The 14284-nt window shown below is 61.7% G+C and carries 14 protein-coding genes, 1 tRNA gene and 1 pseudogene; 5 read left to right on the forward strand and 11 right to left on the reverse strand.

Going from position 1 to position 14284, the window contains the following annotated elements:
* Positions 1 to 30: 30 nt before the first annotated feature.
* The 8 genes from yihA to rpmH all read right to left on the reverse strand — a co-directional run bounded on the left by yihA (position 31) and on the right by rpmH (position 6796).
* Entirely contained in the window at positions 31 to 681 is a 651-nt protein-coding gene (yihA, locus tag RXV90_RS23395) for a ribosome biogenesis GTP-binding protein YihA/YsxC (protein ID WP_316652396.1), read from the reverse strand.
* On the reverse strand, positions 678 to 1430 hold the full coding sequence (locus RXV90_RS23400; protein WP_316652398.1) for an MOSC domain-containing protein: 753 nt from the start codon (positions 1428 to 1430) through the stop codon (positions 678 to 680). The genes yihA and RXV90_RS23400 overlap by 4 nt, the downstream gene beginning before the upstream one ends.
* A complete protein-coding gene (gene yidC / locus RXV90_RS23405; RefSeq protein ID WP_316652400.1) occupies positions 1427 to 3304 on the reverse strand; it encodes a membrane protein insertase YidC in 1878 nt (625 codons plus the stop codon). Before yidC ends, RXV90_RS23400 begins: the two co-directional genes overlap by 4 nt.
* Positions 3305 to 3367: 63 nt before the next feature.
* Positions 3368 to 4867 carry a putative bifunctional diguanylate cyclase/phosphodiesterase gene (locus RXV90_RS23410; protein WP_316652402.1) on the reverse strand — a complete coding sequence of 500 codons (1500 nt, stop codon included), beginning with the start codon at positions 4865 to 4867 and terminating at the stop codon, positions 3368 to 3370.
* A gap of 204 nt (positions 4868 to 5071) precedes the next feature.
* A complete protein-coding gene (ttcA, locus tag RXV90_RS23415) occupies positions 5072 to 5926 on the reverse strand; it encodes a tRNA 2-thiocytidine(32) synthetase TtcA (RefSeq protein ID WP_316652404.1) in 855 nt (284 codons plus the stop codon).
* 110 nt (positions 5927 to 6036) lie between these two features.
* Complete coding sequence (yidD, locus tag RXV90_RS23420) at positions 6037 to 6261, reverse strand: membrane protein insertion efficiency factor YidD (RefSeq protein ID WP_316652406.1); 225 nt, start codon at positions 6259 to 6261, stop codon at positions 6037 to 6039.
* Positions 6258 to 6641 (reverse strand): ribonuclease P protein component, encoded by a 384-nt coding sequence (rnpA, locus tag RXV90_RS23425; protein ID WP_316652408.1) that lies wholly within the window; start codon positions 6639 to 6641, stop codon positions 6258 to 6260. The genes yidD and rnpA overlap by 4 nt, the downstream gene beginning before the upstream one ends.
* 20 nt (positions 6642 to 6661) lie before the next feature.
* Positions 6662 to 6796 (reverse strand): 50S ribosomal protein L34, encoded by a 135-nt coding sequence (gene rpmH, locus RXV90_RS23430; RefSeq protein ID WP_074219990.1) that lies wholly within the window; start codon positions 6794 to 6796, stop codon positions 6662 to 6664.
* Between the two features lie 302 nt (positions 6797 to 7098).
* On the opposite strand from rpmH, the gene RXV90_RS23435 reads away from it, so the two are divergent.
* From RXV90_RS23435 to RXV90_RS23455, 5 genes are all read left to right on the forward strand, one after another.
* Positions 7099 to 7824, forward strand: a complete 726-nt coding sequence (locus RXV90_RS23435) for a TVP38/TMEM64 family protein (RefSeq protein ID WP_316652427.1) — start codon at positions 7099 to 7101, stop codon at positions 7822 to 7824.
* Positions 7825 to 7827: 3 nt separating this feature from the next.
* A complete protein-coding gene (locus RXV90_RS23440; RefSeq protein WP_316652412.1) occupies positions 7828 to 9246 on the forward strand; it encodes a dihydrolipoyl dehydrogenase family protein in 1419 nt (472 codons plus the stop codon).
* Between the two features lie 25 nt (positions 9247 to 9271).
* Positions 9272 to 10669 (forward strand): sensor histidine kinase, encoded by a 1398-nt coding sequence (locus RXV90_RS23445; protein ID WP_316652414.1) that lies wholly within the window; start codon positions 9272 to 9274, stop codon positions 10667 to 10669.
* Positions 10670 to 10721: 52 nt separating this feature from the next.
* Positions 10722 to 10798 (forward strand) — tRNA-Arg (locus RXV90_RS23450).
* Between the two features lie 542 nt (positions 10799 to 11340).
* A complete protein-coding gene (locus tag RXV90_RS23455; protein WP_316652416.1) occupies positions 11341 to 12600 on the forward strand; it encodes a tetratricopeptide repeat protein in 1260 nt (419 codons plus the stop codon).
* Between the two features lie 122 nt (positions 12601 to 12722).
* Here the strand turns inward: RXV90_RS23455 and RXV90_RS23460 are convergent, their stop codons facing one another.
* From RXV90_RS23460 to RXV90_RS23470, 3 genes and pseudogenes are all read right to left on the reverse strand, one after another.
* Entirely contained in the window at positions 12723 to 13091 is a 369-nt protein-coding gene (locus RXV90_RS23460) for a hypothetical protein (RefSeq protein ID WP_316652419.1), read from the reverse strand.
* Between the two features lie 70 nt (positions 13092 to 13161).
* Positions 13162 to 13662 (reverse strand): DUF5681 domain-containing protein, encoded by a 501-nt coding sequence (locus RXV90_RS23465; protein WP_316652421.1) that lies wholly within the window; start codon positions 13660 to 13662, stop codon positions 13162 to 13164.
* 117 nt (positions 13663 to 13779) lie between these two features.
* Positions 13780 to 14284, reverse strand: a pseudogene (locus RXV90_RS23470) (hypothetical protein); the annotation flags it as partial.

Below are 14284 nucleotides of genomic sequence, written 5' to 3' on the forward strand. Positions count from 1 at the left end.
GGCCTCAAGACCTGTGCGGTGCGGTTCGCGTTACTCGAGTTCCGCGATGACGGCGCGGAGGGTATCGATGCCCTGGCCCTTCTCGGACGATGTGGTGATCAGTTCCGGGTAGGCCGCGGGATGCGGCTGAAGCGCGGCGCGGACCTGTGCGAGCACGCGCGCGCGATCCTTTTCCTTCACCTTGTCGGTCTTCGTCAGCACCGTCTGGAAGGGCACGGCGGCCTTGTCGAGCAGGCCCATGATCTCTTCATCCACCGGTTTGACGCCGTGGCGGGCGTCGATCAGCACGAAGGCGCGGCGGAGGTTGGGACGCCCTGCGAGGTAGGCCTTGAGGAGCGCCTGCCATTTCCTGACGACCGCGAGGGGCGCGTTGGCGAAGCCATAGCCGGGAAGATCGACGAGGTAATGGGTGTCGCCCAGGGTGAAGAAATTGATTTCCTGCGTGCGGCCTGGCGTGTTCGAGGCCCGGGCGAGGCCGCGTCGCCCGGTCAGGGCGTTGATCAGCGTGGATTTCCCGACATTCGAGCGCCCGGCAAAGCAGATCTCGATCCGGTCGCCGGGCGGCAGGCCATCCATCGCGACGACACCTTTCAGGAAGTCGGTGTTCTGGCGGAAGAGCTGTGTTCCGGTCTCGAGCGCGGACGGCTCGGGCGTGGCTTCGGGGAAGGGGAGGGTCGTCACTGGGGCACCTCGACCGGATCGCCGGTGGCGATCGCGCCGTCCGAGAGCACCTCTGCATAAACGCCGAAATCCTGGTGATCCCAGCTTCTGAGCGCGGCGAGGGTATCGGCGTCGCGGCGGCCGGTCTCGGGGTTTGCCATGGTGGCCTTGCAGCGGGTGATGCGTTCGCGGATCGTGAAGGCGACCGCGCCGATCCGGATCGTCTTGCCGATCCATTCGAATTCCTGCCAGGGGGCGAGGCCCTCGATCCAGAGATTGCCGCGCCAGCGGTGGATCGAGAGGGGCGTGTCGAGGCGCTGTTCGACCGCGCGGTGGGTTGCGGCGTTGTGGATCGAAAGCCAGGGATCGGGGACGTCGGTGAGGTGGGCCGCATCGGTGCGATAGAGGCCGGTCGGGGGCGGAAGATCCTCGGGCCAGATCCCGCCCAGCCAGTGCAGCAGGCGGGGGGTATCGTCGGGATTGTCAGGGTGAAGCGTGAGGGGTCCCGCCTCGGGATGGTTCAGGGTTAGGCTCGCCCCGTCCTCCGACAGATGCGCCGTGGCGGCCATCAGGGAGGGCCCGCTGACGCCCCGGAGGAAGTTGACCTTCGGCGCCCAGCCTGGCCCCTCGATGCGGGACTTGCCGTGTGTGACGGCCCAGATCCTGTCACCCGGCATCCACTGGCCGGCCGTCAGGTTCACCCTTTCGCAAACCTCCCGGCCAATCGCCTTGAGCGGGTGGCGTACGATATGGGTGAGGGTGGCGGTCACTTCTTGTCGGGTTTGCTGGTCTTGTTCGCCGCGGTTTTTTCGGTTCCGCCCGGCTTCTTCCTGAAGCCCGAGGTGATGTTGCCGAACACGTCAGGCTTCATGCCCTGGCTGCGCATGATCGCGTATTGCTGCATGAAGGTGATCGTGTTGTTCGCGATCCAGTAGATCACGAGCCCGCTGGCGAAGGAGCCTAGCATGAACATGAAGACCCAGGGCATCCAGGCGAAGATCATCGCCTGCGTGGGATCGGTGGGTGCCGGGTTCAGCTTTTGCTGCAACCACATCGAGATGCCGAGGATCAGGGGCAGGATGCCGATGAAGATCAGCGCGAGGATCGAGCCCGGTTCCGGCCCTGCCCAGGGCAGGACGCCCCAGAGGTTGAAAAGCGACGACGGGTCGGGGGCCGAAAGATCCCTGATCCAGCCGATCCAGGGGGCGTGGCGCAGTTCGATGGTGACGAAGATCACCTTGTAGAGCGAGAAGAAGATCGGGATCTGCAGAAGGATCGGCAGGCAGCCCGCGGCCGGGTTGACCTTTTCCTTCTTGTAGAGGCCCATCATCTCCTGCTGGAGTTTCTGGCGGTCGTCGCCGGCGCGTTCCTTGATCTTCTCCATCTCCGGCTGAAGTTCCTTCATCCGGGCCATGGAGACATAGGATTTGTAGGCCAGGGGAAGGAGCAGCGCCTTGATGATGAAGGTGAGCGCGATGATCGCCCAGCCCATGTTGCCGATGACCCCGTTGAGCCAGTGCAGGACGGCGAAGATCGGCTTCGTCAGGAAGAAGAACCAGCCCCAGTCGATCGAATCGATGAAGCGGTAGATGCCCTTGGCTTCCTCGTATTCGCGGATCGTTTCCCATTCCTTGGCGCCGGCGAAAAGGCGCTGGGTGACCTCGACCGTGGCACCCGGGGCGACGTCGCGTGTCGAGAGGAGGGCCGTGGTGCGGTAGATGTCGCGGGCCGCGTCATATTGCAGGGCGGCCTGGAACGGTTCGGCCGTGTCGGGGATGAGCGTCGTCATCCAGTAGTGATCGGTGAAACCGATCCAGCCGTTCTGTTCGACCTGAACGACATCCGAGGCCGGGCCCCAGCGCGGATCGGCATCGAAATCGCGCAGGTCGTCGTAGCCGTATTCATCGAGCTGCTCGCCGGTCTGGCGGATCGGGCCTTCCTGGATGATGAAGAAGCCCTTGAGATCGTCGGGTTCGCCGTGGCGCGCGATGACGCCGTAGGGGGCGAGGCGCACGGGGGCACCGGAATTGTTCGTCACCGACTGTGTGACGGTGAACATGAAGTCGTCATCCACCGAGATCCGGCGCTGGAAGCTGAGGCCGGCGCCGTTATCCCATGTCAGCAGCAGATCGTTCCCGGTGGTCAGCGCGCCGTCGCCGCTTTGCGACCACGGTGTCGACGCGCCGGGAACGGCCCCGGCATCGAGCCCCGCACCGGGCGACCAGCCGAACAAAGCGTAATAGGCGCGGTTCTGCCCTTCCGGCACAAGGAGAGTAACGGTATCGGCGCCCGGATCGATGGTTTCGCGGTAATCGGAGAGGTTCAGCGTGTCGATGCGGCCGCCGGCAAGGGAGATCGAGCCGGAGAGCCGGTTTGTTTGGATCTCGACGCGCGGCGCGGCGGGCGCCTCGGGAGCGGCAGTGGCGCCCTGACCGGATCCCGGAACACCGGCCTCGGATGTGCCGGGCAGAGTGGGATTGGCTTCCGCACCCGGGACGGCCGGCTGCACGGTGCCTTCCGCGGTCGCCGGGGCCACATCCTGTGGAGGAACCGGCTCTTCCGGCGGGAAGAGAATGAACCAGATGAGAATGACGAGAAAGCTCAGCGCTGTCGCCAGGATAAGATTCCGGTTCTGTTCGTCCATGCCCGTCCACCGCAGATTTCTTGGGTAGGTCGGGGCAGGTTCAACCTGTCGCGGGCCAAAAGGTCAAGCCGTTTTCCCGGTCAGCGGCAGGCTCTCGGCCGGGTGGGACGATTCGACCTGATTCTCAGATCTGGCGCGGTGGAGCAGCGCCGCGGTGTGTTCCTTCACCCATGGGGCGACCTGCTCGAACGGCATGGGCCGCGCGATGCCGTAGCCCTGAAGGTGGTCGCAGCCGAGCTGGCGCAGAATCGCGTGTTCGGCGGGGGTTTCGACACCCTCGGCAAGGGTTTGAAGTTCAAGCCGCTTTGCCAGGATCAGAATCGCAGACACGATGTTCTGTTGTTCCATGTCGGTATCGATCTGGGTGACGAAGGAACGATCGATCTTGATGCGGCCGACCGAGAACCGCTTGATATTCGCGATGGAGGCGTGCCCGGTTCCGAAATCGTCGAGATCGATCATGAAGCCCAGATCCGCGAGCAAGCGCAGGTTGCGGATGATGGTATCGCTGGATGACTGCGCGATGACGGTTTCCAGCACCTCGACAGACACACGCATCGGCGGAATATCGAAGCGATCGAGTTCCCACCTGATCTTGTCGACGATAGACGGGTTGCGAAGTTCCTCGGCAGAGAAGTTCAGCGAGATCTTCGGAACCAGGATGTCTTCGGCATCCCATGCGCGCAGAGCGTTCAGGCTTTTGTAGAGCATGACCTCACCCAACCGCTCCAGCAGCCCGAGCTCTTCCGCTGCCGTAAGAAATTCAGACGGAGGCACGAGGCCGCTTTCGGGATGTTCCCAGCGGGCAAGCACCTCGAAGCCGGTGATTTCCCCGGTCGTGGCGGAGATCTGGGGTTGAAACCACGGTTTGATCTGATCGTTTTCAAGCGCGTTCGGCAGTTGATCCGACAAGGCGCCGCGCGACCTGGCCCTTTTCTGGATGTCGGGCGAAAATGCCCGGATCGCCCCGTTGCCGTGCGATACGGCATCGTCGAGCGCCTGTTCGGCGGCTTCGATCAGCATGGCGCCGGATTGCCCCGGGCGCCGCTTGGGCGTGCAGAAGCCAATGGAGCTTGTGACATAGATCCGCGTGCCATCGAGGGCGATCGGCTCCTGAACCGCGTGCTGAAGACGAACCGACATCTGGATCAAGCTTTCAAGATCCGCCCGCGTTGCCGCTGTCAGGACGACGATGAAGCGCGGGCCGTCCAGCCGGCCCAGAAGATCCGACGACCGGATAACCGAGCGCAGCCGTCCGGCGACCGTGTGCAGGATGTCGGATGCGGCGGTGTGACCGAACTGAAGCTCGAGATCGGAGAATTCGTCGATTGCGAGTGCAAGGGATGCCATCATACCGCTTTGCGTTGGGCCATCAGCCAGCAAGTCATCGGTTCTGGCGATGATTTCAGGGCGAAAGGGAAGCTCCGACACGGGATCGCGCTGCAGACCATCGAGGCGCGCGCGCCGGATGTAGAGACCGGCCATGGCGAAGGCGGCGGGCATCAGAATCGCGATCGCGATCAACGCCGCCTCGCCACCGAGCCAGAACGCGGCCAATGTCATCGCAGGCATGAATGCAAGGAGATGAGGGCCGGACAGGAGCCGCCGCAACGTCGTTTGCAACTGTAGTAGTGAGGACCCAATAGAAATGCGCATCGCCAACCCAAGCCTTCGCAAGCGCTCAACCGCCGCGGGCAAACGGTTAGCGTCAGGCTCTGGGTAGAGAGTTAATCAAGCCGGGTTCGCGGCGACAGAAAACAGACAAGTTTATGTATCTGCCGCGCCGTCCGGCCCGGTAGTATCCCGCATCAGCCCCGCGAAATCGAACATCCGCTGATCGAGGAGATGCGAGGGGCGGACATTGGTCAGCGCGCGAAAAAGCACCTGGCGGCGCCCCGGTCGGTTGCGTTCCCAGCCGTTCAGCATTTCCTTTACCTGCTGGCGCTGCAGCCCATCCTGACTTCCACACAGGTCGCATGGGATGATCGGATAGTTCATCGCGCGGGCGAAACGATCGCAATCGTCTTCGGCGACATGGGCAAGCGGCCGGCAGACGAAAAGATCCCTGTCCTCGTTGAGAAGGCGCGGCGGCATCGTGGCGAGCCTGCCGCCGTGAAAGAGGTTCATGAAGAAGGTTTCGAGGATGTCGTCGCGATGGTGGCCAAGCACAACGGACGAACAGCCTTCTTCCCGGGCGATACGGTAGAGGTTGCCGCGCCGGAGCCGCGAGCAGAGGGCGCAATAGGTGCGGCCTTCGGGAACCTTGTCGGTGACGATGGAATAGGTGTCCTGGTATTCGATCCGGTGCGGCACGCCCATGCGGGTGAGAAATTCAGGCAGGACGGTGGCCGGGAAGCCCGGCTGACCCTGGTCGAGATTGCAGGCGAGGAGATCGACGGGCAGGAGGCCGCGCCATTTCAACTCGTAGAGCGCGGCGAGCAGGGTGTAGCTGTCTTTCCCGCCGGAGAGGCAGACGAGCCAGCGGGCGCCGCGTTCGACCATTCCGTATTCCTCGATCGCCTCGCGGGTCTGGCGCAGGATGCGCTTGCGGAGTTTGCGGAACTCGGTGGTCTTCGGCGCGCCGTGGAAGAGCGGGTGGATGTCGTCGAGATCGTCAAGCATCGGTACCTCGTCAGCAGTGGCGACGGGGTAGCCGATCTGTCGCCATGGCGAAAGCGGGTTGTTTGCCGGCGGTCTGTCCCTCGCAGCGGCGGTGTCGGCCCTGAAGGCCCTTACTTCGGCGGCACGTCGTCCACGCCCATGCCACCCCAGGGGTGGCATCTGAGGATCCGGCGCAGGGCGAGCCAGCCGCCCCGGAGCCCTCCATGGGTGCGGAGCGCCTCGAGCGCGTAGGCCGAACAGGTGGGATCGTAGCGGCAGTTGAAGCCGACCCACGGGCTGAAGATCAGCCGGTAGGCGCGGACGGGCAGCGAAAGGAGCCAGGCCAGCGGCGTCATGGCGCGCGCTGGTGCAGGCGCCGGAGGGCCGTGCGAAGATCCGAGACCAGATCTTCGAAGGGCAGGGCGGCGGTTGCGTCCTTGCGGCCGATCAGCACGTAATCCCAGCCGGGACGCCCATGATCGGGGAGCACAGCCCGCGCCGCTTCGCGCAGGCGGCGCTTCGCACGGTTCCGGGCGACGGCATTGCCGACTTTCTTGGAGCAGGTGAAGCCGATGCGCAGAGCCGGGGTTTCATCCCGCCGGTCGATCCCCTGAAGCACGAAGCCCCGCGAGACCTCGCGCCGTCCACGGGCCGCGCGCAGGAAATCCTTGCGCTGTTTGAGGCCCTCCGGACGTGCGAACGCCGCCGGGGGCTGGCTGGCCTCCGGCGGCGACATGATTCCCTCTGGGGCGTTGATCAGGCCGAAAGCTTCTTGCGGCCGCGTGCCCGGCGGGCGTTCAGGATCTTGCGCCCGGCCTTGGTTGCCATGCGCGCGCGGAAGCCGTGGCGGCGTTTCCGCACGAGGTTCGAAGGCTGAAAGGTGCGTTTCATCACCCGGTCTCCATCCGTCAGGCCCGAACCCGGTTTCGGGTGGATTCGAGCGAATATCTCTCAGAAGCCGCTCTGTTAGTGGGTGCGGGGATCGAAGTCAACGCGCGAGACGGGGCTGAACTGCAACAAATCCACGCAGCTGCCGGGGTAAATGTTTCAATCGATCCAGTCCCCGCGGCAACCCTGACACGTGACGTTCACCCTCAATCAACCGAGCGTGATGATCCTGTCGCTTTGCTTTCACGCCCCTCATCTTGTGGCAGAAGGTATGAACGAGAACGAGGACCGGACACGTGACCGATATGACCGACATGCCACAAAGCAGCGGGCTGGCAAGGCGCCTGCCGCTTATTGCGATCCTGCTTGTGGCGGCGATCGGGGCCTTCACCCTGCGCGATCATCTGAGTTTCCAGGCCCTGGCCGACAATCGCGAGGCACTGATCGCGTTTCGCGATGCGAATTACGGGCTGACGGTTGTGGCCTTCATCGCGGTCTATGTCGTGATCGTCGCCTTCTCGCTGCCCGGGGCGACGGTGGCCACGCTGACCGGCGGTTTTTTGTTCGCGACCTTCCCGGGCGCACTTTTCAACATTGTCGGGGCGACGATCGGGGCGACGCTCATATTTCTGGCCGCACGCTGGGGGTTGGGCGAGCGCTTGGCGGAAAGGATGGACAATTCAGAAGGCACGGTGAAGAAGATCAAGGCCGGGATCGACGAGAACCAGTGGGAGATGCTGTTTCTGATCCGCCTCGTGCCCGCCGTTCCGTTCTTCGTCGCGAACCTCGTTCCGGCGCTTGTCGGCGTACCGGTTATCCGTTTCGTCGTCACGACATTTCTGGGGATCATTCCCGGGGCCGTTGTATACACATCCGTCGGCGCCGGCCTGGGAGAGGTGCTTGCCCGGGGCGAGACGCCGAACCTCGGGATCATCTTCGAGCCGCATATTCTTCTGCCGATCCTCGGCCTTTGCGCGCTTGCCGCGCTTCCCATCGTCCTGAAGGCGATCCGCGGCAGGAAGGGCCTTTGACCCATGGAACGTATCAAGACGGATATCTGCGTGATCGGCGCCGGCTCTGGCGGCCTTTCGGTGGCGGCCGGTGCGGTTCAGATGGGCGCGAAGGTCGTGCTGATCGAGGGCCACAAGATGGGCGGGGATTGCCTGAACTACGGTTGTGTGCCGTCGAAGGCGCTTCTTGCGGCCGGCAAACAGGCCCAGGCGATGCGCACCAATGAGTCCTTCGGGGTTACACCGGTGATGCCGGAGGTCAGCTATTCTGCCGCGAAGGATCATGTGCACCGTGTGATCAAGACGATTGCGCCCGTCGACAGCGAGGAGCGGTTCGAGGGCCTTGGCGTTCACGTCATCCGCGAATGGGGCCGCTTTATCTCGCGAACCGAAGTGCAGGCGGGCGACACGGTGATCGAGGCGCGCCGGTTCGTGATCGCCACGGGATCGTCGCCTTTCGTGCCGCCGATCCCGGGGGTGGAGGATGTCGAGGCTCACACGAACGAGACGATCTTCGACCTGCGCGAGCGGCCCGAGCATCTTCTGATCATCGGCGGCGGGCCGATCGGGATGGAAATGGCGCAGGCGCATGTGCGGCTTGGATCCAAGGTGACCGTGATCGAAGGGCAGACGGCCATGGGCAAGGACGACCCCGAACTGGCGGCGATCGTACTTGAAAAGCTGCGTGCGGAGGGCGTCGAGATCGTTGAAGGTGCCCAGGCGACGCGGATCAAGGGCGAAGACGGTCGGATTACGGTGGAGACCGAAGGCGGGAGCTTCACTGGCACGCATCTTCTGATGGCTGTTGGGCGAAAGGTGAATATCGAGACGCTCGACCTTGAAAAGGCTGGCGTGGCTCATGACCGCGCCGTGAAGGTCGGGGCCGATCTGCGATCGGTGACCAACAAGCGCGTCTATGCCGTTGGTGATGCGGCTGGCGGGCTGCAATTCACGCATCTGGCCGGCTATCATGCGGGTGTGATTGTCCGGTCGATGCTGTTCGCTCTGCCATCGAAGCAGCGCACCGATCACATCCCCTGGGTGACCTATACCGACCCGGAACTTGCGCAGGTCGGCCTGACCGAGGAACAGGCGATACGCGAGCACGGGCGGCATGCGGTGACGGTGGCCCGGTTTCCCTATGAGGAAAACGACCGGGCGATCGCGGAGGGCAAGACGACGGGCCTGATCAAGGTGATGGTGGTGAAAGGACGGCCCGTTGGCGCCTCCATCGTCGGGGCGCAGGCCGGTGAGCTGATCGGTGTCTGGGCGCTTGCCATCGCGAACAAGCTGAAGATGAGCGCGGTGGCCAACATGGTCGCGCCCTATCCGACGCTTGGCGAGATCAACAAGCGTGCCGCTGGGGCCTATTTCTCGCCGAAACTGTTTGATAATCCTACGGTAAAGAAGGTGGTGGGCTTCGTGCAGACCTACCTGCCCTGACGCGCGGAAGGCCCAAGCAGCAGAGATGTTTCTGAATTCGCTCTCCGGCCGCTTCCTGATGCTGACGATCATCTTCGTCATGCTGGCGGAAGTTCTGATCTTCGTGCCATCGGTGGCGCGGTTCCGGCTGGATTACCTCAGCAACCGGCTGGAACGGGCGCAGATCGCGTCGCTGGCGCTGGAAGCCAACGACATGATCGATGACCGGCTGGAATACGAGCTTCTGAAGAATGCCGGTGTGCTGAACGTCGTCTTGCGGCGGGACGAGATGCGCCAGCTTGTGCTGTCCAGCGAGGTTCCGGCGCCGATTACCGCGACCTATGATCTGCGCAACACGACGGCACTTGAACTGATCCGCGATGCACTGTCGCGCCTCGTGAGGCCCGCGCCCGAGGTGATCCGGGTCATCGGGGAGCCGGTGCAGGGGGCGGGGCTTCTGATCGAGGTGACCTTGCCGACCGAGCCGCTGCGCGAGGCGCTGATCGATTACGGGGTTCGGATCCTGATCCTGTCCGCCGTGATCTCGGTTCTGACCGCGAGCCTTCTGTTTTTCGCCGTGCGGCGCCTTCTGGTGAAGCCGATCCGCGGGGTCGTGGATGCCATGAAGAGCTATTCCGAGGCGCCAGAGGATGCGCGCCGGATCATCGGACCGTCTGCGACGGTGCGGGAGCTTCGGGATGCCGAGGAGACGCTTCAGGCACTGCAGACGGAACTGACGGGCGCCCTGCGCCAGAAGGAGCGGCTTGCGCAGCTGGGCGGCGCGGTGGCGAAGATCAGCCACGACCTGAGGAACATCCTGACGGTGGCGCAGCTTTTCGGCGACCGGATCGAGAACAGCGAGGATCCCGGCGTGCGGCGGATGGCACCCAAGCTTCTGGGTTCGCTGAGCCGGGCCGTCAATCTTTGCGAGACGACGCTGGTGTTCGGGCGCGCCGAAGAACCTCCGCCGATGCTGGACAGGATCCAGCTGCATCGCGTGACGCAGGATGTCATCGAGGGGGAAAGCCTGTCGGCGAGCGATCTTGTGAGCTTCGAAGACAAGGTGTCGCCGGGCCTGATCCTGCGGGCGGATCCCGAGCAGTTGTTCCGCGTGTTGTCGAACCTCGTGCGTAATGCGCGCCAGGCCATCCTGGCCACCGGTGCGGCGGGCGTCGTGACCGTCACCGCCGAGGAGACCGAGACCGAGTGGAGCATCTATGTCAGCGACACCGGGCCCGGGTTGCCGCCCAAGGCGCGGGAAAACCTGTTCCGGGCGTTCCAGGGCGGGGCGCGGAAAGGGGGATCCGGGCTTGGCCTTGCCATCGCGGCGGAACTGGTGCGCGGGCATGGCGGGCGGCTTGACCTCGTGAAGTCGGACGGGGAGGGCACGACGTTTTCGATCGTGCTACCGAAATCCGTCGCGGGGCTGGAGAGTGCGGCGTAGAGTAAAGGCTTGCGCTTCGCCGTCACCGGGGCTACATCGCCCGGTATTCCGCGCGCTGGTAGCTCAGTTGGATAGAGTACTTGACTACGAATCAAGGGGTCGGGGGTTCGAATCCTCCCCAGCGCGCCACTATATCCTTATAACTATTTGTTAAAATTTAATAAATTTGGGAGACATCCATATTTAGCCCTCTCTTGTTCCCCCTTTGGGTATTGGAACTGGAAGGAACTTAAGGGAACAGTGCGTCGATCAAGAACCGGAAGCTGGTCGTTCCGTTAAATATAAGGACCTGCACTTTTCTCGTTCTTCTCGCTTCAGATAGCGATGCCCGGAGCCAAATGCGTTAGTCGGCAGGATCAAGTATCTACTGTCACTGCGCGTGCGACACGGCGACATGTGCGACAATGCGACAGACTTCTCGCGCGATGATCATACCCAAAATGGTGTGAGAAAGAGCCATCTTCCTTTTGCGAGGACATTGTCCCCCTCGAACAGGCCAGCTCTACTGTAGTGATGTAGGTCAATGCTCACGTTCTTGAGGTTGATATGTCTTCGTAAAGCAAGCGGGTTGGCTCTTGGCTCTGTTGTGTAGCTCAACTTTCGGAACTGCAGTCTTCGTAGCCTAAGACATAGCTCCGATGAGGCAGGCGCGCCCAGCAAAAGGTCGGACCATGCGTACCAGAACAGAGGTATTTATGGACACTTCTGAAAACCGACCACCACGTATCCAGGAAGCTGGCTGGTTTGAGATCGCATCCGAGGTTGGCAGGCGGATCAAGTTCATTGAGGTGCTTGTTCTCTTCTTTATTGCTCTCTTGGCGGCCTTCGTTACAGGCCAGTCCATATTCATCATGATCTTGGCTGCTGTCTCCGACGGTCCTGGTCAGCAAGGCGTAGTATTGGCATTTGATTGGCTCCCTGCACCATTCTGGGGGCTAACTCTTTTGCTTGCTGGGCCGCTTTTGATAGGCACTGGGTTGGCAAGCGGCTTCTTGGGCTACGTCTGGCTCCTTGTCGGGGCTACTACATGGATGTTTCTTTTTTCTCTGATCTTCCTCTCATTTATGGGTGATTTTTTGTTTGTGCTCGCGTGGTCACTTCACTCCGCGACGCTATACGGGCCGCTTGCGGCCTCGTTCTTTTGGGAGGCCCTCCTGTTACGCCATCCTGATCTTGCTCCGGGCGCAACCTCAAGAGATACTAGGTGGCGTCTTCTGCTCCTAGCGACGGTCATTATCCTGGGTCATGTGCTCTCCCTAGCTCTGGCTTTGGTAGCGGAGACGCAGGACGCTAAGAGCTCGCAGCCTAGCCCAGAACAAGCGGACAAGTATGTTGCCGACAATCTTCCAAGTACACGCAGGTCCGCGGAGAGTGGCAGTACCTCTGCGCAGTATCAGCTTGGGCGTTGGTACAGTTTGGGTCGAGGCGTACCGAAGGACAATACTGAAGCGGCTCATTGGTACCGGTTGGCGGCAGAGCAAGGTCACGTACAAGCTCAAACCAGATTGGCTGAACTGTATTACCGAGGTGAGGGCGTACCGCAGAACAACCAGGAAGCTGTACGCTTGTTAAGACTTGCCGCCGAGGAGGATTTTGCCCCAGCACAGATTGATCTGGCTTGGGCGTATTACCGTGGCGAAGGCGTCCGAGAGGATCTTCCAGAGGCGGCCCACTGGTTTAGAGCCGCAGCAAAGCAGGGCTATGCGAACGCGCAATATCAACTCGCCGTGATGTATGACCTAGGAGAGGGCGTCCCAGAAGATCGGGTTCGCGCTCTAGCTTGGTTGCTGATCGCCACCGAAGCCGGGCATCGAAAGGCCCAGTTGATGCGAAATCAAGTTATTCAAGAACTTCGTTACGAGGAGCTCACCGAAGCTAGAGAGCTTTCGAGGGTGTGCATTGAGAGTGGATTAGCGGAGTGTCCTCTCTGACAAGCAGTCATTCGCTGCGCGATGCACCAAGATCCGCTTTTCCGGCATGTGGCAGTCTGTAGCTTATAGGTCCCGATGCCGAACCAAAAATTTAGTGAACTTAAGTTCACTGCTCCTCATGCCTATCGCCCAACATACTCTGCCTTTAGCTTCGCGATTACCGCAGAGAATTCTTGCTCGTGGTGGTCAACGTGGCGGCGCCCCTCAGGGGTAGACTTCCAAAAGTTGAGAAGTTCGTCGTGCGTGTTGCCGCGCGCCATTGGCCTGCGGGCTTCGCGCGGATGGTCCGAGAGATAAGCTTCAATGATCTCTTCGTCGCGCCTGATCTCGTCTTCTGTGTCGTACAGAGCAGCGAGCGGTTCGATTGGGGCCCGCATCGGTGAAGGATTAATCTCATACTCCTCCTTGATCGCTTGGAGCCGTGACCTGAACTCATTGCCCCAGGTGGGATCGGTCCACTTGGCCCAAGCTCGTTCCTCCTGTCGTTTCACCGCTTCAAGGTATCTTTCGCGCGGGATCGCAAGCCGCTTACGGAGGGCTGATAGACGGGACTTGGGAGCCTCAGGCACCGAGCAGCTCCAATCTTGCGTGAAGCTCATCGAGCTCTCGGTGCAGTTCCTCGGTCTCCATCGCCTTTCGCGCCGCCTCGACGGTGCGCAGGAGAGCATCGGCCTCGTCAGTGGTAATGTCTCCTGCGGAAACGGCCACTAGGACGGCATTCACGGCCTTCAGGATGTCTTCTGGCTTCTCGATCAAGGGCAGACTGACCTTCAGGGGGCGACACTTGCGCGGTGGCAGAATACGTTCCAGGCACAGCCGGATCGCCGTCATTTCACCGGCCTTGGCCAGTTCTATGGCTTTAGTCGTGATGGCCGCGGCATCACCGTCCATCAAAGCTTCCGCCGCCAAGGTGGCCTTGTTACGCGCGCCCTTAGGCCGACCCTTTGGATTGCCGCTTTTACCCTTCGCGAACTTGCCGGTTTTTGGCGCCTTCGCCTGTTTCGCGCCTGTACTTTCAGTAGGTTTGCCCATTCCAAATCTGCCGTCGCTGTAGCTCAGCATATTATGGCAGCATTTCTGACCTTTATGAAGCTCATTCTGGTGAACTTAAGTTCACCGATGGCGGGTGTGTTGGCGCGTTGCTAAGAGCTTTGGACGCGATTACCCTCGGTCAAGCTTTCACTGCGCAGCGATGATCGCTTCAAGGACTTCAAGAGCAGCAGCTTCTGTGAATAAGTCCAAACGCAGGTCGTTGGCCGCTGCATATCCAAAGACACCGACCATCGTATTCCTACCCCAAGCCCCGTCGATGCCCGATGAGTAAAGCCCTTTTGCCTTGAGGCTGGATTGAACGATCTTCCTGTCATCCAGAGGAAGAGAATTGAATGAGGCTCTGAGCTCGGGGAAGGCTCCGGTAACGCTTGGCCTATTGCTGAAGTACTCGTCCCGCTTGTGTTCAACGAAGAACACGGCACTGTTCTTGTCAATCAGGACGCCTTTCCCGTGCTTGGCGCTCTCTGCAAACGGGCCGACATACGTTATCGGCCCTTCAGGATTTGCTGGCCCTTTTGGATAGAAGGCAACCCCTCGTCCGGACCTCTTACCCTCGACCCACTGGCCCTCGTAGCGATACCCGTCGGTATAGGTCATCACGCCGAAGCCGTCGTTCTTGGCGTTCCGGAAT

Origin of the sequence: Ovoidimarina sediminis, assembly GCF_032586175.1 — a bacterium.
Taxonomy (GTDB): Bacteria; Pseudomonadota; Alphaproteobacteria; order Rhodobacterales; family Rhodobacteraceae; genus Ovoidimarina; species Ovoidimarina sediminis.

Excerpts from the sequence above, each read along its gene's own strand:
- yidC (WP_316652400.1), bottom strand. The coding sequence starts at position 3,304 with ATGGACGAACAGAACCGGAATCTTATCCTGGCGACAGCGCTGAGCTTT.
- RXV90_RS23455 (WP_316652416.1), top strand. The coding sequence starts at position 11,341 with ATGCGTACCAGAACAGAGGTATTTATGGACACTTCTGAAAACCGACCA.
- RXV90_RS23465 (WP_316652421.1), bottom strand. The coding sequence starts at position 13,662 with ATGCTGAGCTACAGCGACGGCAGATTTGGAATGGGCAAACCTACTGAA.
- RXV90_RS23435 (WP_316652427.1), top strand. The coding sequence starts at position 7,099 with ATGACCGACATGCCACAAAGCAGCGGGCTGGCAAGGCGCCTGCCGCTT.
- RXV90_RS23440 (WP_316652412.1), top strand. The coding sequence starts at position 7,828 with ATGGAACGTATCAAGACGGATATCTGCGTGATCGGCGCCGGCTCTGGC.
- ttcA (WP_316652404.1), bottom strand. The coding sequence starts at position 5,926 with ATGCTTGACGATCTCGACGACATCCACCCGCTCTTCCACGGCGCGCCG.
- rpmH (WP_074219990.1), bottom strand. The coding sequence starts at position 6,796 with ATGAAACGCACCTTTCAGCCTTCGAACCTCGTGCGGAAACGCCGCCAC.
- yidD (WP_316652406.1), bottom strand. The coding sequence starts at position 6,261 with ATGACGCCGCTGGCCTGGCTCCTTTCGCTGCCCGTCCGCGCCTACCGG.
- rnpA (WP_316652408.1), bottom strand. The coding sequence starts at position 6,641 with ATGTCGCCGCCGGAGGCCAGCCAGCCCCCGGCGGCGTTCGCACGTCCG.
- RXV90_RS23445 (WP_316652414.1), top strand. The coding sequence starts at position 9,272 with ATGTTTCTGAATTCGCTCTCCGGCCGCTTCCTGATGCTGACGATCATC.
- RXV90_RS23410 (WP_316652402.1), bottom strand. The coding sequence starts at position 4,867 with ATGACATTGGCCGCGTTCTGGCTCGGTGGCGAGGCGGCGTTGATCGCG.